This is a genomic window from Mesorhizobium sp. BHscii (assembly GCF_053848065.1).
In genome coordinates this window covers 119,506-137,290 of sequence record NZ_JBSPKW010000005.1, presented here as the reverse complement: position 1 = coordinate 137,290, position 17,785 = coordinate 119,506, and the positions used below count along the sequence as shown (strand labels likewise).

The following is a 17,785-nucleotide window of genomic DNA, read 5'->3' as shown; positions in this document are numbered from 1 at the left end:
AATTTTGAACGCCATTATGACATCACCTTCGGGCTCGACGCCTGCCGAGGCGCAGAAATTTCTCGACGCCCATCCCGAAATCGAAGCGTTCGACATCGTGCTGACCGACGCCAATGGCATCGGGCGTGGCAAGATCGTGCGCCGGCACGAACTGATGAGCATCTTCGAGGGCGGCCGGCACATGCCGATCTCGATCCTCGGCCTCGACATTACCGGCGAGGACGTGCACGAGACTGGGCTGATCTGGACGACCGGCGACGGCGATCTCAGAGCATGGCCGATTCCCGGTACGCTGGTACCGCTGTTCGGCACACAGCCGCCGCGCGGCCAGGTGCTGATGGCGATGTACCATCTCGACGGTCAGCCCATGTCCTCCGACCCGCGGCTGGCGCTGGCCCGTCAGGTGGAGATACTGGCGGCCAAGGGCCTGCATCCGGCCGGCGCCTTCGAACTCGAATTCTTCCTGCTCGCCAACGAGCGCGACGCCGACGGCAAGGTGCAGCCGGCGCACGCGGTGCTCGACGGCCGACGCTCGGCCAAGACCGAGGTCTATTCCGTCGACCATCTGCACGGTATGGAGCCGCTGTTTTCCGACATCTATGCCGCGGCCAAGGTGCAAGGCATTCCGGCCGAGACGGTCATTTCCGAATATGCGCCCGGCCAGTACGAGCTGACGCTGAACTATCGCCAGGACGTGATCCGCGCGGCCGACGACCTTGTCATGCTGAAGCGGCTGGTGCGGGCACAGGCGCGCCGCCACGGCGTCACCGCTTGCTTCATGGCCAAGCCGATCGAGAAATATGCCGGCTCTGGCATGCATTTCCATGTCTCGCTGCGGGACAACGCCGGCAAGAACGTCTTCACTGAGGCTAGCGGCGAGACTTGGTCCTTGCCGCTGCTGCGCGGCCTTGGCGGCCTCATCCAGACCATGGCCGAATCGATGCTGGTGTTTGCGCCGCACGCCAATTCATGGCGGCGTTTCGTTTCGCAATCCTATGCGCCGGTGGCGCCGACCTGGGGCGTCAACAACCGCTCGGTGGCGCTGCGCGTGCCGGCGGGTGATGCGAAAAACCGGCGTATCGAGCACCGGCCGTCGGGCGTCGACGCCAACCCCTATCTGGTAGCGGCAACTGTGCTGGCCGGCATCACTAAGGGTCTCGACGAAGGCCTCGATCCCGGCCCCGAAACCACCGGCAATGGCTACGAATCGGCAATCACGCGCACGACCATGCCGGTGGACTGGCGCGCCGCGATCGAGGCCGCGCGCGCGTCAACGTTCCTCAAAGGCGCACTGGGCGAAGACCTGCACCGTACATTTGTGGCGATCAAGCAATCCGAATATCTGCGCGTGGCGCGCACGGTCAGCGAACTGGATTATCATCTCTATCTGCACGAGGTGTAGGCAGCGCGTTGTCGGCCATCCGCCGGTGAAGGCGCAGGCGTGTGTAATTTCAACGGAACCTTCCGCGGGCTTTGCTCATTGCGTGTCTGATCGCAGCAGCGGACAAGGCCGCATCAGCCATGATCGCCAGGATGCAGACAAATCCCACGCCACGCCACGCTAAGGTGCAGGCAAGACGCTGGCCGAAGCCTGAATTGCCTGAGACGACGGAAGGCGACGACGCAAGATCTATTCCCGAACTCAGCGAAGTGGCGAAAGCCTGCCGCCGCTGCCCGCTTTGGCGCAATGCAACACAGACCGTGTTCGGCGAAGGGCCTGACAAGGCCAAGGTGATCTTCGTCGGTGAACAGCCTGGCGACCAGGAGGATTTGGCCGGCAAACCCTTCGTCGGGCCGGCGGGCAAGGTCTTCGACGCCATCCTTGAGGATGCCGGCGTCGACCGGTTGAAAGTCTATGTCACCAACGCGGTCAAGCATTTCAAATTCGAGCCGCGCGGCAAGCGGCGCATCCACTCCAAGCCAAATGCCGGCGAGGTGCAGGCCTGCCGCTGGTGGCTCGACAAGGAGCTCGAAATGATCAAGCCCAATCTGGCGGTGGCGCTCGGCGCAACTGCGGCGCAGTCGCTGCTCGGCAAGGTCGTGCCGATCATGAAGATGCGCGGCGAGGTCGTGGAGCGCGACGATGGCCTGCGTGTGTTCGTCACCATCCACCCGTCCTTCATCCTGCGCATTCGCGAGCCGGCGGACAAACAGGCCGAGCGCGAGCGGTTCCTGCAGGACATGAAGGCGGTAAGAAAGTTGATGGCGGCCTGAACCTATCTGATCAGGATCGCCCTTAGGTCATTGACATTCGTTCCGGTCGGGCCGGGCATAAAAAGATCGCCGACGGCGTTGAATGCCGTCCAGGCATTGTTGCCGGCGAGCATGGCCTTAGCATCGACGCCCGTCGCCCGCATCCGCGACACCGTCGAGCCATCGGCGAAGGCGCCGGCATTGTCCTCAGAGCCGTCGATGCCGTCGGTGTCAGCGGCCAGCGCGTGGATGCCATCCATGCCGCTGATGCCGATAGCGAAGGCGAGCAGGAACTCGCTGTTACGGCCGCCCTTGCCTTTTGCCCGCAAAGTCACCGTCGTCTCTCCACCAGACAAGACCAACACGGGAGTTCGGAAGGGCCGGTTGCGCGTCGCGACTTCGCGGGCGATCGCAGCGTGGACACCGCCGACCTCGCGCGCCTCGCCCTCGATGGAATCGGAGAGGATGACCGCCTCGATGCCATGGCGCCTGGCTTCGGCTGCAGCCGCTTCCAGCGATACGCCGGCCGAGGCGATCAGATGCACTTCGTTGCGCGAAAAACGCGAATCGTCGGCGCGCGGCGCATCTGCGGCCGGCGAATTGATATGCGCCATCACCGCAGCCGGCAGTTTCATGCCATAGGCGGCGATCGATGCCAGCGCCTCTTGGCGGCTGCCCGAATCGGGAACGGTCGGACCGGAAGCGACCAGCGCCGGATTGTCGCCCGGAATGTCGGAGACGACCAGCGACATGACCTTGGCCGGATAGGCGGCCGCGGCCAATCTACCGCCCTTGATAATGGAAACATGCTTGCGGATAGTGTTCATGGCGGCGATCGGCGCGCCGGAGGCGAGCAGCGCCTCGTTGACGGCGATCTCGTCGGCCAGCGTCAGACCTTCCGCGGGCGCCGGCAGCAGCGCCGAGCCCCCGCCGGAAATGAGCGCCACGACCAGATCATCGTCGGTCAGCCCCTGAACTTTTTCGAGCAGCCGGCGCGACGCTTCGAGCCCTGCGACGTCCGGCACCGGATGCGCCGCCTCGATGATCTCAATGCGCTGGCATGCCGCAGCGTAGCCGTAGCGGGTGACGACCAGCCCTTCGATCGGCCCGTCCCACACCTTCTCGAAAGCCGCCGCCATCTGCGCCGAACCCTTGCCGGCACCGACGACGATGGTGCGCCCTTTCGGCCTTGCCGGCAGGTGATCCCTGATGGTCCTCTGGGGATCGGCAGCGGCGACGGCGGCATTGAAGATGGCGGTGAGGAAGGTCTTGGGATCGATCTCGGTCATTTTGCTTCCGGCGGCAGTGCCAACTCGCACCCGTCGACGCCGAGATGGCTGCACAGCGCATCGACGACGACGCCGTGATCCTCGCGCTCCGGCAGGCCCGAGACCGCGATCACACCGATCACACCGGCGCCCTTGACCGTGACTGGAAAACCGCCGCCGGCCAGCACGTAGTCTGATATGTCGAGCCCCTCGCCCGGCTTGAAGCTGCGGTCGGGACGCTGCTGCTCCAGCACCATGCGGTAGGTGCTTTTCAGGAACCGCCGCACTACGTTGATCTTGCGCCGCGCCCAATCCGGATTGGAGGCGTTCGAGCCCGGCATTGCCGCGTAGAACAGCGGCCGGTCGAAGGTTCTGATATCGACGATGATCGGCAGATTCTCGGCTAGTGCCCGGTCGCGGATCGCCGAGCCGATCTTGAAGGCGACAGCCTCATCAAAGGCCGGGAAGACAAGCTCGGCTTCCTGTTTCTGGATCAGAGCGATATCGTCCGCAACGGCCATGTCGTTCCCCTGTCAACCCCACGCTTTGACCGATGGTTGCCGCCGGGTCAAGCCTCGGATGCTTCACGCGGATCCGTCTCCAGCGCCAGATCGACCGCGGCCTCGGCATGAAGAACCGTTACGTCGAAGGCTGGCACAGGATAGTCGTCCGTGTCGAGCAGAAGCGGCAGTTCGGTGCAGCCGACGATGATCGCTTCCGCGCCCCGGGCCTGGAGATCACGCGCCATTTGCAGGAGCGCCGCCTTGGAGGCGTTCTTGACGGCGCCCAAGGTCAGCTCGTCAACGATGATCCGGTGCAGAGCAGTGCGCTGCTCCTGTGGCGGCGTGATCACGTCGAGGCCATGACGGTCCCTGAGCCGTTGCCTGAAGAAATCCATCTCCATCGTGTATCGGGTTCCCAAAAGTCCGACGCGCGAGAAACCCCCGTTGCGGATCGCAACTGCAGTCGGATCGGCCAGGTGGAGCAACGGAATACCAATCGCCGCCTCAACCTGATCTGCAACCGAGTGCGGGGTTACCGCCGTGATTATCACGAAGTCTGCCCCGGCCCTTTCCAGGCACCGCGCGGCCTCGGCAACTCTTTCACTGACGCTATCCCATCGACCCATGGAAGCCATGGTGTTAAGTTCGTCGAAATCGAGCGTGAACATCACGGAGCGCGCATTGTGATGGCCGCCAAGCCGGCGATGTGCGGCCGCGTTCAGCAGCCGGTAGTAGAGGGCGCTCGACTCCCAGCTCATTCCTCCGACCATTCCGATCAGCTTGGACTGGCGCACTGTCATGCTTGAACCCACCGATTACTTCATAGCCCGACGTTAAGTCCCAGATCGCTTTTCATCGCACGTCCGGCGACATAGACCTCGCGCACGGCGCGGTCGTCGCCCTGTGTTTGCAGCAGAAACAGTTCCTCCGCCAGCGTGTCCGCGGTCTCCATCCGCAGCCGCATGGCCGGCGTGGCGCGGGCATCGAGGACGATGATGTCGGCATCGCTGCCTTGGTCGAGCGTGCCGACTTTTTCCACGACCGACAGCGCCTCGGCATTGCCGCGGGTGAGCTGCCAGAACGACTGGAACGGGTTGAGCTTCTCGCCGTTCAGCGCGATCACCTTATAACCCTCATCCATGGTGCGCAGCATCGAGTAATTGGTGCCGCCGCCGACATCGGTGGCGGCGGCGATCCGGAGGGCTTTGTCACGCGTGCGGTAGCGCTGATAGTCGAACAAGCCCGAGCCGAGGAACAGGTTCGAGGTCGGGCAGAACACGGCCACCGAGCCCGTGTCCGAAAGCGCGTCCGCCTCGCGTTCCGACAGATGGATGCAGTGGCCGAATAGGCTTTTGCGCCCGAGCAGCCCATAATGCTCGTAGACATCGGTATAGTCGTGTGCCTGCGGATAGAGTTGCAGCGTAAAGGCGATCTCGGCGTGGTTTTCCGACAGATGCGTCTGCATGTGCAGATCGGGATATTCGCGGCAGAGGGCGCCCGCCATCTCCAGTTGCTCGGGTGAGGAGGTGATGGCGAAGCGCGGTGTGATGGCATAGTGCTGGCGCCCCTTGCCGTGCCATTCGGCGATCAGCGCCTTACTGTCGTCATAGCCCGACTGCGCTGTGTCGAGCACGCCCTCCGGCGCGTTGCGATCCATCATCACTTTGCCGGCGATGTTCAGCATGTTGCGGTCATGCGACTCGGTGAAGAACGCTTCGGCCGATTCCCTGTGGACCGAGCAATAGGCGGCGACTGTCGTCGTGCCGTGGCGCACCATCTCGTCGAGGAACAGCCTGGCGATGCGGCGGCCATGCTGTGCGTTCTGGAATTTTGTCTCCTCGGGAAAAGTGTAAGTGTTCAGCCAGTCGAGCAGTTCCGCGCCATAGGAACCGATGACCTGCATCTGCGGAAAATGCGCATGCGCGTCGATGAAACCAGGCAGCAGCAGGTGCGGGCGGTGGTCGATCTTTTTTGCGCCTTCATCAACTTTTTTCTCGACGTCGGCGTAGGCGCCCGCGGCAACGATCCTGCCGTCGCGGAGCAGCAGGCCGCCGTCGTCCTCGTAGCGCCAGGCGGAATGATCGTCGACGGTCTCAGGCCAGCGCAGAAAGGACAGCGTGCGGCCGCGCAGGAGCGTGCTGGTCATGCTTATTTCCCTGCCTCCTCGAACCATGCCACCAGCAACGCCCGTTCCTTGTCGGTGATATGGGTGACGTTGGCGGGCGGCATCGCGTGGCTACGGCCGGCCTGCAGGTAGATCTCGCGGGCCTGCTCGGCGATACCGGCGTCCGTGTCGAGCATCACACCTTTCGGCGCGTGATAGATGCCCTCGTAGGATGGCTCCCGCGCATGACACATCGAGCAGCGGCCAAGCACCGCGTCGCGCACTGCGGGAAAGTGCGCCGAGGCGACATAGACCTGTGCCGCCGAGGACGCCTTGACTTCGCCGGTCAGCACTTTCGGCACCGTTGACAGCCAGATAATGATGACGAACAGGACGGCGGCAGCCAGCCAGGTCCAGGTCGGGTTACCCTTGCGCGCATGCATGGTGTTGAAATAGTGCCGGATCAGCACGCCGATGGTGAAAACCAGCGAGGCGATCACCCAGTTGAACTCGGTGCCGAACGCCAGCGGGTAGTGGTTCGACAGCATCAGGAACAAAACGGGCAGCGTCAGGTAATTGTTGTGCAGCGAGCGCTGCTTGGCAATCTTGCCGTATTTCGGGTCGGGCTTGCGGCCGGCGATCAGGTCGGCGACGACGATCTTCTGGTTCGGGATGATGACCATGAAGACATTGGCCGACATGATCGTTGCGGTGATAGCGCCAAGATGCAGGAAGGCGGCGCGGCCGGTGAACAGGTGGGTAAGACCCCAGGCGATGAACACAAGCACGCCATAGAGCACCAGCATCAGGCCGGTGTCGCTGTTGCCAAGAGGCGAACGGCATAAAAGATCGTAGACCACCCAGCCGACGCCGATCGTCGCCAGTGACAGCACGATGCCTGTAGGCACCGACATGGCAAGCACATTGGGATCGATCAGGAACAGGTCCGCCCCCGCATAGTAAACCACGCACAGCATGGCAAAGCCCGACAGCCAGGTGGCGTAGGATTCCCATTTGAACCAGGTCAGGTGCTCGGGCATTTCGGCCGGCGCCACCAGATATTTCTGGATGTGATAGAAGCCGCCGCCATGCACCTGCCATTCCTCGCCGAAGGCGCCGACAGGCATGCCCGGACGCTGGCGCAAGCCAAGATCGAGCGCGACGAAATAAAAGGACGAACCGATCCAGGCTATGCTGGTGACGACATGCAGCCAGCGCACGGCGAAACTCAGCCAGTCCCAGAAAATTGCGAAATCTAACATTGAAAAGTCGTCCCTGCCGATCGGCTAACTTTACGGACTGGAGCGCAAACGGAAAGGGCCGAGCTGCACGATGACTTTCAAAAAAAAATGGAAAATACTAGGGTTATCCCTACGCAGCCGTATGAGAGCCCTAAGCCGCATGGCCTACCTCGACAACATCGCCGTTTTCGTCCGCGTCGTCGAGCTTGGCAATCTATCGGCGGCGGGCCGCGACATGCGCATTTCGCCGGCGGTCGCCTCCAACCGCATCAAGGAGCTTGAAAAGCACCTTGGTGTCAGGCTGTTCAACCGCACGACGCGGCAATTAATGCCGACCGAGCACGGCACGGTGTTCTACTCCGGCGCCAAGCAGGTGCTTGAGGCGGTCAACGAGGCGGAGGCCGCGGTCAGCGCGTTGTCAGGCCAGCCGCGCGGCACCATCAAGGTGACAGCGCCGCTCGGCCTCGGCCGGCGGCTGGTGGCCTCGGGCATCCCAGATTTCCACGACAAATACCCTGATATCGAGGTGCGGCTGAGGCTTTCAGACCACAATGTCGACATTATGAAGGAAGGCATCGACGTTGCCTTCCGGCTCGGTATCATCGAGGACTCCAGCCTCAGGATGCGCGGCATCATGGAGTGCGAGCGGGTGCTGGTGGCGGCGCCGAAATATCTTGAGGCGCGCGGTGAGCCGACCGAACCGCAGGAATTGATCGGCAAGAAGCACGACTGCCTGATGCTTCGCTATTCCGGCGCGCGCGAATACGTCTGGACGCTGCAGACGGCTGACGGCCCGCGGAAATTCGAAGTGCATGGGCCTTATGACACCGACGATGGCGACGTGCTGACCGGCTGGGCGCTGTCCGGCCGCGGCATCATCAACAAGCCGCGCTTCGAGGTTGAGCCGTTCATCCGCGACCGGCGGCTGAAGGTGATCCTGCCCGACACGCCGCCGACACCGGTGCAGTTCGCCGCCGTCTACCCGCACAAGAAGCTGCAGGACCCGAAGGTGCGGCTGCTGCTCGATTTCATGGCCGAGCGCTGCCAACGGCTGATCAAGGATATTCTGGCAGGCAAATGATCGCCGGCTGGCCGGTTGCGTCCCGTCAAGCCGGCGAAGATAGTCCCTGCGGAATTCACTCACCAGGGAAGACCGATGGCCAGCGGTGCCAAAATGCATCTCGCCGTTTCACTGTTTCCGGAAAGCGCTCTTTCCCCTCCGTCCGACGCCGGTCCGGATTTCACTCTTTTGGCCCGGTTTGTGCAAAAGGCCGAGACGGCCGGGCTGGATATGGTGCTGCTTGCTGATTCCGCGCCGGCTGCAGGCGGCGACGCACCGAACCGGCAAGTGCCCTTCGAAGCGACGACCCTGCTGGCAGCGCTTGCGACGATTACCAGCAGGATCGGCCTCGTCGCCGCGGCGTCGACGGTCGCCCACCAGCCCTACAACCTCGCGCGCCGTTTCGCATCGCTCGACGTCATCAGCCATGGCCGTGCCGGGTGGCACGCAAGCATGGTCCCCGATCCGCGCGAGGCGACCAATTTCAGCCGTCCGGAAGGGTTTTCCCGCGAAGATTTCCGCCGACGCGCGGAAGAATTCATCGGGATCGTGCGGGGCTTGTGGAGAGGTTGGGATGCGGATGCCCTGCTGTTCGACCAGCGCGGCGGCCGCTTCTTCGATCCCGAAAAGATGCACCTGCTCGACCACAAGGGCGAGTTTTTCTCTGTGCGCGGGCCACTGAACGTTGCACGCTCGCCGCAGGATATGCCGGTGCTCGTCATGTCAGGCCTGTCGGAGCCCGACATGGAGATCGCCGCCCGCTTCGCCGATGTCATCCTGCTGGACGAGCCATCGATCGCGGGCGCGAAGCCCGACGATCTGAAGCGCCACGCGCTTGCGTTCGGGCGCAGTCCTGGCGCGACAAAGGTGCTGATGACCGTCGCGCCGGGTGCTGACATGGCCGCCAAGCCGGACCTGATCGCGGATAGGCTCGAAGAGCCCTTCCGATCGAAAAGCTGCGATGGTTTCAACATACTCATGCCACCGGCGCTATCTGTGCTCGACGATTTCGTCGACCTCGTGCTGCCGGAGCTTCGCCGTCGCGGCCTTCTCCGGTCGGATTATCCCGGCGCGACGCTGCGCTCCCATCTCGGACTTGCTGGGGGAGATGAACGATGACCGCCCATCGACGTCAGATGAAGCTCGGGGCGTTCCTGTGGGCAACAGGCCACCACATTGCCGCCTGGCGCCACCCAAAAGCGCATGTGACGGCAGGCGTCGACATCGAGCACTACATCCAGCTGGCGCGAACGGCGGAGGCGGCGAAATTCGACATGATCTTCTGCGAGGACGCCGCCGGCGTGCGCGAGGCCGATATCAACATCGCCAGCCAGACGTCACGCTCGATCGGCTTCGAACCGATCAGCCTGCTTTCGGCTCTCGCGGCCCAGACCAGCCGCATCGGCCTCGTATCCACGGCATCGACGAGCTATACCGAGCCTTACGGGTTGGCGCGGACCTTCTTGTCGCTCGATCATCTGAGTGGCGGCCGTGCCGGCTGGAACCTTGTCACCTCCGCCAGCCACATCGAAGCTGCTAATTTCGGCGCGACCGGCCTGCGCCCGCACGCCGACCGTTATGAGCGCGCGCGAGAATTCGCTGCCGTGGTTACCGCACTCTGGCAAGGCAAGCTGGACGGGGTTTCCGGACCTGGTCACGACGGCAGAAGCTTTTCAGTGCGGGACCCACTCGATCTGCCGCGCTCGCCCCAGGGCGCACCGGTCATGGTTCAGGCCGGAGCATCGGACGAGGGCAGGGATCTTGCCGCCCGGACCGCTGATGTCGTGTTCACGGCAGCGCAGACATTCGAGGAGGCGAAGGCCTTCTATGATGATCTCAAGGGGCGTCTGGCAACCTATGGGCGCGAGCCGGATGACATCAAGATCATGCCGGGCGTCGCACCGATCGTGGCGGCAACCGAAGCGGAAGCCACGGCCAAATATGAGGAGCTGCAGGAGCTGATCCCCGACGATGTCGGCGTGGCGTTGCTTTCCAGCTATCTCAGCACTTCCGATCTGTGGCGCTATCCCATAGATGGGCCGCTGCCGGAGCTGCCGGCCAGCGAAGGCATGCAGAGCCGGCAGGCGCTGGTCATCGAGCAGTCGCGCCGCGACAACCTTTCGATTCGCCAGCTTGCCCGCCATTTCGCCGGCGCTCGCGGCCACTGGCGCGTCGTCGGAACGCCGGCCCAGATCGCCGACGAGCTCGAGGCACGCTTCGAGGGTGGCGCGGCAGACGGCTTCAACGTCATGCCGTCCTATTTTCCTGGCGAGCTTGATGCCTTTGCCGTGCTTGTCGTGCCGGAGCTGCAGCGGCGCGGCCTGTTCCGCACCGACTATGAAGGCAGCACGCTGCGCGACCATCTGGGTATGAAACGGCCGATGTGAGCAGCAGGCTGTGGGCGCTTGGCTGTCAGCCGGCCATTGCCTTGCCACGAGAGGCGGGGTGCGGAGCGGCTGACGCCGTGGCATGCGCGGCCAGCGCCGTCATGATCTCGGCGGCGGCCAGTGCCGCGATCACCTGCGGGCGCTTGTCCTTGACCGTTTCGCCGCCGATCGGCGAGACCAGGCGGGCAAATTCCGCCTCGCTGCCGTCCGTTGACTTCAGGAACCAGCTCCTGAACGTCGCCTTTTTGGTCTTCGAGCCGATCATGCCGACATAGGCGGCATCCCGGCGTTTCAGCGCCTCGGTGGCGATCAGGAAATCCAGCGCGTGGTCGTGGGTGAGGACGACGAAGGCGCTCCCGGGCGGAGCCTCGCGCACCACAGCCTCGGGCATTGGCGTCAGGCTGGTTTCGACCGTGTCCGGCATGCCCTCCAGCGCCTCGACCCGCGTCTCGACAACGACGACACGGACCGGCAGCAAGGCCACCGCCGAGGCCAACGCCTGGCCGACATGACCACCACCAAAGATGTAAACATGCGGCAGTTGAGCCTCCTCGGCTTCCGCGGCCGCAATCAGCTCTTGCGCCAACGCAGCGTCGACCAGCCGGATCGACACCTCGACCCTGCCGCCGCAGCACTGGCCGATTTCGGGTCCGAGCGGGATATCGAGCGTGGCGCTGACATCCTTCCCCCTTGAGGGGAGGGCGGCGGCGAAGCCGTCGGGTGGGATCGCCGCGGCAGTGCTCGAAGCTCTGGCGATGCCTTCTGAGACGACGCCCTCTGGCCGCTTCGCGGCCTGCCCTTCGCTATGGCTCCGGGCGTTCGTCGCTGAAAAAGCCAAATCGTTGGCTTTTTCTCGGCCATTGGCCGACCTCTCCTCACCCCCCTCAACGGGGGAGAAAAGCATCTGCCGCGCCTTGTCGATTGCCATGTATTCGAGTTGGCCGCCGCCGATCGTGCCAAAACTTGCCGCGCCCGAGACGAGCATGAAGGCGCCCTTCTCGCGCGGCGTCGAACCTTTTGTCCCGGCCACCTCGACCAGGGCGACCCGGCCGGCGTCGGCAAGAAAGGCTTTCAAGCTTTGCACTTTCGAGGTCATCATTCGCATTCCCTATCGGGAAATATAGAGTTTTCGGCCTGAATTGCACGCTTTCTGGGATTCCAAAGACTGGTCACGTGCTGGTCTTGGCTTCCCTCTTCAGCCGTTCGATCGCCATCAGCACACGCTCCGGCGTCGCCGGTGGATCGAGGCGCGGGCAGATCCGGTGGTCGGCAACGCTCGCCACCGCATCCGACAGAGCATGCAGTACCGACATGCCGAGCGGGAGCGGCGGCTCGCCGACCGCCTTGGAGCGGTGCACCGTCGGCTCGTGCGCCTCAGGCCAGTCGGCCAGCGTCACGTTAAAGATCTTCGGTCGGTCCGAGGCCAATGGGATTTTGTAGGTCGACGGCGCATGGGTGCGCAGCCGGCCCTTGTCGTCCCACCAAAGTTCCTCCGTCGTCAGCCATCCCATGCCTTGGATGAAGCCGCCCTCGACCTGGCCGAGGTCGATGGCGCGGTTCAGCGAGCGGCCGGTCTCGTGCAGGATGTCGGTGCGCTCGACCATGTATTCGCCGGTCAGCGTGTCGACCGACACTTCCGAGCACGCGGCGCCGTAGGCGAAATAATAGAAGGGGCGACCCTCGCCCTTGTCGCGATCCCAGTGGATTTTCGGCGTCTTGTAGAAGCCCGCCGCCGAAAGCTGGATGCGGGCCATGTAGGCCTGCCTGACGAGATCGGCGAAGGCGATCTCCTGGTTGCCGATGCGCACCCGGTTGGGCAGGAACAGCACCTGGTCGCGCGGCACCTGGTATTTTTCGGCGGCGAAATTGGTCAGCCGCTCTTTGATCTGCCGGGCTGCGTTCTGCGCCGCCATGCCGTTGAGGTCGGAACCTGACGACGCGGCGGTCGCCGAGGTATTCGGCACCTTGCCGGTCGTCGTTGCGGTGATCTTGACCTGGTCAAGGTCGATCTGGAACTCTTCCGCCACAACCTGCGCCACCTTGACGTAGAGGCCCTGCCCCATTTCGGTGCCGCCATGGTTCAGATGCACCGAACCGTCGGTGTAGACATGCACCAGCGCGCCGGCCTGGTTGTAATGCGTAGCCGTGAACGAGATGCCGAATTTGACCGGCGTTAGCGCCAATCCGCGCTTGATGAAGCGGCTGTTGGCGTTGAAGGCTTCAATGGTGCGGCGACGCCGCGCATAGTCGCAACTCGCCTCCAGTTCGGCGACGACGCGGTGGATGATGTTGTCTTCGACCGTCTGGTGATAGGGCGTGACGTTGCGGTCTGAGGTGCCATAAAAGTTCTTCTTACGGATCTCGAGCGGGTCCTTGCTAACGGCAAAGGCGACCTCGTCGATGACGCGCTCGGCCCCGACCATGCCTTGCGGCCCGCCGAAGCCGCGGAAGGCGGTGTTCGACACGGTGTTGGTGTAGAGCGGTGCCGATTGCGCATGAACCGCCGGCCAGAAATAGGTATTGTCGCAGTGGAACAGCGCGCGATCGGTGACCGGGCCTGAAAGGTCCGCCGAGAAGCCGCAGCGCGCCGCGAACATGAAATCGACGCCGAGAATATTGCCCTCGTCGTCGAAGCCAACCTCGTAATCGACCAGAAAGTCGTGGCGCTTGCCGGTGGCGATCATGTCGTCGTCGCGGTCGGGCCGGATTTTCACCGCGCGGTGGTGTTTTTTCGCAGCAATCGCCGCGAGCGCGGCAAACTGGTTGCCTTGCGTTTCCTTGCCGCCAAAGCCGCCGCCCATACGGCGGATCTCGACCGTGACGGCATGGCTTGGCACGCCGAGCGCATGGCTGACCATGTGCTGGACTTCGCTCGGATGCTGTGTGGAGGAAAAAATCGTGACGTCCTGATCCTCGCCGGGAATGGCCATGGCGATCTGGCCTTCGAGATAAAAATGGTCCTGACCGCCGATGCGCATTTTTCCCTTCAGCCGGCGCGGCGCCGCTTTGATCGCAGCCGCTGCATCGCCGCGCCTCAGGGTCAGCGGCGGCGTGACCAGCTTGTCCTTGCTGGGATCGAGCACGCCGACGTCGGTGACGAAAGGCAATTCCTTGTATTCGACCTTGGCCAGCCTTGTGGCGCGGCGCGCCTGCTCGCGCGTTACGGCGACGACGCAGAAGATCGGCTGGCCAAAGAATTGTACCTTGCCGTCGGCCAGCACCGGCTCGTCGTGACGGCCGGTCGGCGAAATGTCGTTTTCACCCGGCACGTCGCTCGCCGTCAGCACGTCGACGACACCGGGTGCTGCGCGCACCGCCGACAGGTCCATGCTGGTGATGGTGGCGTGCGTGGCCGTCGAAAGCCCGAGGCAGCCATGCAGCGTGCCTGCCGGTTCCGGCATGTCGTCGATATAGATGGCCGTGCCACGGACATGCTTGTGCGCGGAATCATGGCGCTGGTCGGTGGCAACGCCGCCGGAGATTTTTTGCGCCTTGAGGTTGGGAGCGTGCGTGGTCATTACGCCGCCTCGTACCGCGATATTTGGATCGGCGCCTTGGTGCCGCTGGTCTCGGCGAAGAAGCGCAACAGCAGGTTCCGCGCTGCCAGCGCCCGGTATTCGGCGCTCGCTCGCATGTCGGTCAGCGGGGTGAAATCTTTGGCGTACTCGGCCATCGCCACCTCGACCGTCGCCTCCGTCCAGGGCTTGCCGAGAAGCGCCTTTTCCACTCCAAAAGCCCGCTTCGGCGTTGCCGCCATGCCGCCATAGGCGATGCGGATATCCGTCACCATGCCGTCGCTGGCCAGGGTCAGCAGGAATGCGCCAAGTGCTGCGGTGATGTCCTCGTCGCGACGCTTGGTGATCTTGTAGACCGCAAACTTCCTGCCTTTCGCGGGTACCGGGACATGCACGGCCTCGACGAACTCGCCCGGCTGCCGGTCCTGCTTGCCATAGGCGATGAAGAAATCTTCGAGCGGGATCGTCCGCCGCTTGTTGCCCCGGCGCAGCGTCAGCCGCGCACCGAGTGCAATCAGCGGCGGTGGCGTGTCGCCGATCGGCGAGCCATTGGCGATGTTGCCGCCGATCGTACCCATATTGCGCACCTGATCGCCGCCGATGCGATCGAACAGCGGCCCGAGCGCCGGGATGCGTTTCGCCAGCGTCGAAAACGCCTCCGTATAGGTGACACCGGCCCCGATCGAGATGACGCCCTTATCTTCGGAAATCGCGCAGAGCCCGTCGAGATTGCCGATGAAGATCGCCGGCGAAATCTCACGCATATGCTTGGTCACCCACAGGCCGACATCGGTCGAACCGGCAACGATGGTGGCGCCCGGCTCCTTGTCCAGCACGGCGGCGAGGTCGTCGGCATCGGCCGGCACGACCAGCCGCTGCTTGCCGGCGCCGATCTCGATGCGCTCGCCGTCTTTCATGGCCGCAAGCTTCTCGGCGATCGCATTGCGCTCCGCAGCCAGCGGGTCCTTTGCCGCCTTGCCGTAGCTGGAGATGGCACGCGCGGCGCGGACGACCGCCTCGTAGCCGGTGCAGCGGCAGAGATTACCCTGCAGCGCCTTTTCGATGGCCGCATCCGACGGCTCCGGCGACCGCATCCACAGAGCGTAAAGCGACATGACGAAGCCCGGCGTGCAGAAGCCGCATTGCGAGCCGTGAAAGTCGACCATGGCCTGCTGCACCGGATGCAGCCTATCGCCGTCGCCACGCAGATGCTCGACTGTCACGACATGCGTGCCATCGAGCGAACCGAGGAAGCGGATGCAGGCATTGACGCTTTCATAGACCAGCCGGCCGGCTGAGAGCCTTCCGATCAGCACGGTACAAGCGCCGCAATCGCCTTCGGCGCAGCCTTCCTTGGTGCCTCGCAGCGTGCGCTCGAGCCGCAGCCAGTCTAGCAAGGTCTCCTCAGGCGCGACCCTGGTCAGCGCAACATGCTCGCCATTGAGGATGAAGCGTATCTCATTGCGTGTCTTGAGCCCGGCCATGTGTCAGCTCCCTCGATAAGTCGAATAGCCGTAGGGCGATATAAGCAGCGGCACATGATAGTGCACCAGCTCGGCCATGCCGAAGCGGATCGGCACGCTGTCGAGGAAGGCCGGTTCCGGCAGCCTCAATCCCTGCCGGCGCAGATAGTCGCCGGCCGCGAAGACCAGCTCGTATTCGCCGGTGCGGAATTCCGCGTCGGCAAGCAGCGGCGCGTCACAGCGGCCGTCGGCATTGGTGACCGTCGTCTTCAGATGCGTCCGCATATCGTCGTTGATGCGGTAAAGCTCGATCGACAGACCTGCCGCCGGCCGGCCGGTCGCGGTGTCGAGGACATGGGTCGTCAGACGTCCGCCTTCGGCTTTCGACGTTTCCGCCACTGGCTGCTCCCATCCCGGTACAGTCGAACATGCCCGGTACAGCCGAACATGTTTGACGAATTGTGCGCCAATTAAAGGCGATGCATAAGTCCCGGTCGAGCGGAGTGCTGCAAAAACACTTTCAAAATTTTCGGGGGAATGCGCAAGCGGCGCTTTCGACTATCCTGATCACACAATCCGGCAGGAGCAACGATGCGGTACGAACGAGACATGCGCGGCTACGGCGCCAATCCGCCGGATCCGAAGTGGCCTGGCGGGGCGCATGTCGCAGTGCAGTTCGTCGTCAATTACGAGGAAGGCGGCGAGAACTGCGTCCTGCATGGCGACAAGGCTTCGGAAGCCTTCCTGTCCGAGATCGTCGGCGCCGCGCCCTGGCCCGGGCAGCGCCACCGGAACATGGAATCGATCTACGAATATGGCGCCCGCGCCGGGTTCTGGCGATTGCTGCGCCTGTTCACCGAGGCTGAGGTACCGGTCACCTGCTACGGCGTCGCCACAGCGCTGGCGCGCTCGCCCGACCAGGTCGCAGCGATGCAGGAGGCCGGCTGGGAAATCGCCTCGCACGGGCTGAGATGGATCGACTACCGCGACCATGCGCCGGAGGACGAGCGCCGCGACATGGAAGCGGCGATCCAGCTGCACTACGAGGTCACTGGGGCGCGGCCGGCAGGCTGGTACACCGGCCGCACGTCGATCAACACCGTGCGGCTGGCGGCGGAAGAAGGCGGCTTCGACTATGTGTCGGACACTTATGACGACGAACTGCCTTATTGGTTCGAGCATGACGGGCCGGACGGGTCGGCAAAGCCGCAGCTCATCATCCCCTACACGCTCGATGCCAACGACATGCGCTTCGCCACGCCGCAGGGCTTCAACTCGGGCGACCAGTTTTTTGCCTATCTCAGGGATAGTTTCGACACGCTCTACGCCGAGGGCAAGGCAGGCAGGCCGCGCATGATGAATATCGGCCTGCACTGCCGCCTCGTCGGCCGGCCGGGCCGGGCCGCGGCGCTGAAGCGCTTCGTCGACTACGTCAGATCGCACGACAGGGTCTGGTTGGCGCGGCGCATCGATATCGCCAGGCACTGGCAAGAAACCCATCCGTTCCGGCGGCCGGCGCTGCGCCCGTCGAAAATGGAGTTCGAGGCCTTCGTCCATGCATTCGGTGGCGTGTTCGAGCATTCGCCGTGGATCGCCGAACGCGCCTACGAGTTGGAGCTCGGCCCAGCGCATGACAGCGCCGGCGGTCTCCACAATGCGCTGTGCCGTGTCTTTCGCGGCGCCAGCGAGGCCGAGCGGCTCTCCGTGCTCAAGGCCCATCCCGACCTTGCCGGCAAACTGGCGCAGGCCAAGCGGCTGTCGGCGGAATCGACGAGGGAACAGGCTTCCGCCGGGCTCGACGCGCTGACCGACAAGGAGCGGGAGTTGTTCTCCAAACTCAATGCCGCCTACGTCGCTTCCTTTGGCTTTCCCTTCATTATCGCGGTGAAAGGCAAAACCAAGGCGGAAATCCTGGCAGAGTTTGAGGCGCGCATCGGCAACAGCCACGACGTTGAATTCGACACCGCCTGCAAACAGGTCGAGCGCATCGCACTGCTCCGCCTCAGGGACATGCTTCCACAATAGCCTTGGCTTCCGCGATAGGCTTTGGC

The 17,785-nt window shown here is 63.7% G+C and carries 15 protein-coding genes; 6 read left to right on the top strand and 9 right to left on the bottom strand.

Features of this window, described 5'->3' with window-relative positions:
• Positions 1 to 16 precede the first annotated feature (16 nt).
• Both ACWTU7_RS09800 and ACWTU7_RS09795 read left to right on the top strand, forming a co-directional pair.
• On the top strand, positions 17 to 1,402 hold the full coding sequence (locus ACWTU7_RS09800) for a glutamine synthetase family protein (protein ID WP_455839636.1): 1,386 nt from the start codon (positions 17 to 19) through the stop codon (positions 1,400 to 1,402).
• Positions 1,403 to 1,473: 71 nt separating this feature from the next.
• A complete protein-coding gene (locus ACWTU7_RS09795; RefSeq protein ID WP_455839637.1) occupies positions 1,474 to 2,214 on the top strand; it encodes a UdgX family uracil-DNA binding protein in 741 nt (246 codons plus the stop codon).
• Positions 2,215 to 2,216: 2 nt separating this feature from the next.
• Here the strand turns inward: ACWTU7_RS09795 and ACWTU7_RS09790 are convergent, their stop codons facing one another.
• The 5 genes from ACWTU7_RS09790 to ACWTU7_RS09770 are packed head-to-tail and all read right to left on the bottom strand — an operon-like array spanning position 2,217 to position 7,330.
• Entirely contained in the window at positions 2,217 to 3,482 is a 1,266-nt protein-coding gene (locus tag ACWTU7_RS09790; RefSeq protein WP_455839638.1) for a glycerate kinase type-2 family protein, read from the bottom strand.
• Positions 3,479 to 3,982 carry a heme-degrading domain-containing protein gene (locus tag ACWTU7_RS09785; RefSeq protein WP_029347573.1) on the bottom strand — a complete coding sequence of 168 codons (504 nt, stop codon included), beginning with the start codon at positions 3,980 to 3,982 and terminating at the stop codon, positions 3,479 to 3,481. The genes ACWTU7_RS09790 and ACWTU7_RS09785 overlap by 4 nt, the downstream gene beginning before the upstream one ends.
• Positions 3,983 to 4,029: 47 nt before the next feature.
• Positions 4,030 to 4,764 (bottom strand): aspartate/glutamate racemase family protein, encoded by a 735-nt coding sequence (locus ACWTU7_RS09780; protein ID WP_455839639.1) that lies wholly within the window; start codon positions 4,762 to 4,764, stop codon positions 4,030 to 4,032.
• 20 nt (positions 4,765 to 4,784) lie between these two features.
• Positions 4,785 to 6,110, bottom strand: a complete 1,326-nt coding sequence (gene guaD, locus ACWTU7_RS09775; protein WP_455839640.1) for a guanine deaminase — start codon at positions 6,108 to 6,110, stop codon at positions 4,785 to 4,787.
• Positions 6,111 to 6,112: 2 nt separating this feature from the next.
• Complete coding sequence (locus tag ACWTU7_RS09770) at positions 6,113 to 7,330, bottom strand: urate hydroxylase PuuD (protein ID WP_455839641.1); 1,218 nt, start codon at positions 7,328 to 7,330, stop codon at positions 6,113 to 6,115.
• A 139-nt stretch (positions 7,331 to 7,469) separates the two neighbouring features.
• On the opposite strand from ACWTU7_RS09770, the gene ACWTU7_RS09765 reads away from it, so the two are divergent.
• The 3 genes from ACWTU7_RS09765 to ACWTU7_RS09755 all read left to right on the top strand — a co-directional run bounded on the left by ACWTU7_RS09765 (position 7,470) and on the right by ACWTU7_RS09755 (position 10,756).
• Complete coding sequence (locus tag ACWTU7_RS09765) at positions 7,470 to 8,390, top strand: LysR family transcriptional regulator (RefSeq protein WP_455839642.1); 921 nt, start codon at positions 7,470 to 7,472, stop codon at positions 8,388 to 8,390.
• 75 nt (positions 8,391 to 8,465) lie between these two features.
• Positions 8,466 to 9,488: an LLM class flavin-dependent oxidoreductase gene (locus tag ACWTU7_RS09760; RefSeq protein WP_455839643.1), complete on the top strand. Its 1,023-nt coding sequence runs from the start codon at positions 8,466 to 8,468 to the stop codon at positions 9,486 to 9,488.
• Complete coding sequence (locus ACWTU7_RS09755) at positions 9,485 to 10,756, top strand: LLM class flavin-dependent oxidoreductase (protein ID WP_455839644.1); 1,272 nt, start codon at positions 9,485 to 9,487, stop codon at positions 10,754 to 10,756. The genes ACWTU7_RS09760 and ACWTU7_RS09755 overlap by 4 nt, the downstream gene beginning before the upstream one ends.
• 25 nt (positions 10,757 to 10,781) lie before the next feature.
• On the opposite strand, the gene xdhC is transcribed toward ACWTU7_RS09755, so the two are convergent.
• The 4 genes from xdhC to uraH all read right to left on the bottom strand — a co-directional run bounded on the left by xdhC (position 10,782) and on the right by uraH (position 16,133).
• Complete coding sequence (gene xdhC / locus ACWTU7_RS09750; RefSeq protein WP_455839719.1) at positions 10,782 to 11,852, bottom strand: xanthine dehydrogenase accessory protein XdhC; 1,071 nt, start codon at positions 11,850 to 11,852, stop codon at positions 10,782 to 10,784.
• 73 nt (positions 11,853 to 11,925) lie between these two features.
• Complete coding sequence (gene xdhB, locus ACWTU7_RS09745) at positions 11,926 to 14,274, bottom strand: xanthine dehydrogenase molybdopterin binding subunit (protein ID WP_455839645.1); 2,349 nt, start codon at positions 14,272 to 14,274, stop codon at positions 11,926 to 11,928.
• The gene (gene xdhA / locus ACWTU7_RS09740) at positions 14,274 to 15,755 is read right to left on the bottom strand and encodes a xanthine dehydrogenase small subunit (protein WP_455839646.1); all 1,482 of its coding nucleotides are present in this window, start codon (positions 15,753 to 15,755) and stop codon (positions 14,274 to 14,276) included. The genes xdhB and xdhA overlap by 1 nt, the downstream gene beginning before the upstream one ends.
• A gap of 3 nt (positions 15,756 to 15,758) precedes the next feature.
• Positions 15,759 to 16,133, bottom strand: a complete 375-nt coding sequence (uraH, locus tag ACWTU7_RS09735) for a hydroxyisourate hydrolase (RefSeq protein ID WP_029347558.1) — start codon at positions 16,131 to 16,133, stop codon at positions 15,759 to 15,761.
• A 192-nt stretch (positions 16,134 to 16,325) separates the two neighbouring features.
• On the opposite strand from uraH, the gene puuE reads away from it, so the two are divergent.
• On the top strand, positions 16,326 to 17,759 hold the full coding sequence (gene puuE, locus ACWTU7_RS09730) for an allantoinase PuuE (protein ID WP_455839647.1): 1,434 nt from the start codon (positions 16,326 to 16,328) through the stop codon (positions 17,757 to 17,759).
• Positions 17,760 to 17,785 lie beyond the last annotated feature (26 nt).

What these genes read in the sequence shown, in the direction of transcription:
- ACWTU7_RS09800 (WP_455839636.1), top strand. Translation starts at nt 17, where the DNA reads ATGACATCACCTTCGGGCTCGACGCCTGCCGAGGCGCAGAAATTTCTC.
- ACWTU7_RS09790 (WP_455839638.1), bottom strand. Translation starts at nt 3,482, where the DNA reads ATGACCGAGATCGATCCCAAGACCTTCCTCACCGCCATCTTCAATGCC.
- ACWTU7_RS09785 (WP_029347573.1), bottom strand. Translation starts at nt 3,982, where the DNA reads ATGGCCGTTGCGGACGATATCGCTCTGATCCAGAAACAGGAAGCCGAG.
- ACWTU7_RS09780 (WP_455839639.1), bottom strand. Translation starts at nt 4,764, where the DNA reads ATGACAGTGCGCCAGTCCAAGCTGATCGGAATGGTCGGAGGAATGAGC.
- guaD (WP_455839640.1), bottom strand. Translation starts at nt 6,110, where the DNA reads ATGACCAGCACGCTCCTGCGCGGCCGCACGCTGTCCTTTCTGCGCTGG.
- ACWTU7_RS09770 (WP_455839641.1), bottom strand. Translation starts at nt 7,330, where the DNA reads ATGTTAGATTTCGCAATTTTCTGGGACTGGCTGAGTTTCGCCGTGCGC.
- ACWTU7_RS09765 (WP_455839642.1), top strand. Translation starts at nt 7,470, where the DNA reads ATGGCCTACCTCGACAACATCGCCGTTTTCGTCCGCGTCGTCGAGCTT.
- ACWTU7_RS09760 (WP_455839643.1), top strand. Translation starts at nt 8,466, where the DNA reads ATGGCCAGCGGTGCCAAAATGCATCTCGCCGTTTCACTGTTTCCGGAA.
- ACWTU7_RS09755 (WP_455839644.1), top strand. Translation starts at nt 9,485, where the DNA reads ATGACCGCCCATCGACGTCAGATGAAGCTCGGGGCGTTCCTGTGGGCA.
- xdhC (WP_455839719.1), bottom strand. Translation starts at nt 11,852, where the DNA reads ATGACCTCGAAAGTGCAAAGCTTGAAAGCCTTTCTTGCCGACGCCGGC.
- xdhB (WP_455839645.1), bottom strand. Translation starts at nt 14,274, where the DNA reads ATGACCACGCACGCTCCCAACCTCAAGGCGCAAAAAATCTCCGGCGGC.
- xdhA (WP_455839646.1), bottom strand. Translation starts at nt 15,755, where the DNA reads ATGGCCGGGCTCAAGACACGCAATGAGATACGCTTCATCCTCAATGGC.
- puuE (WP_455839647.1), top strand. Translation starts at nt 16,326, where the DNA reads ATGCGGTACGAACGAGACATGCGCGGCTACGGCGCCAATCCGCCGGAT.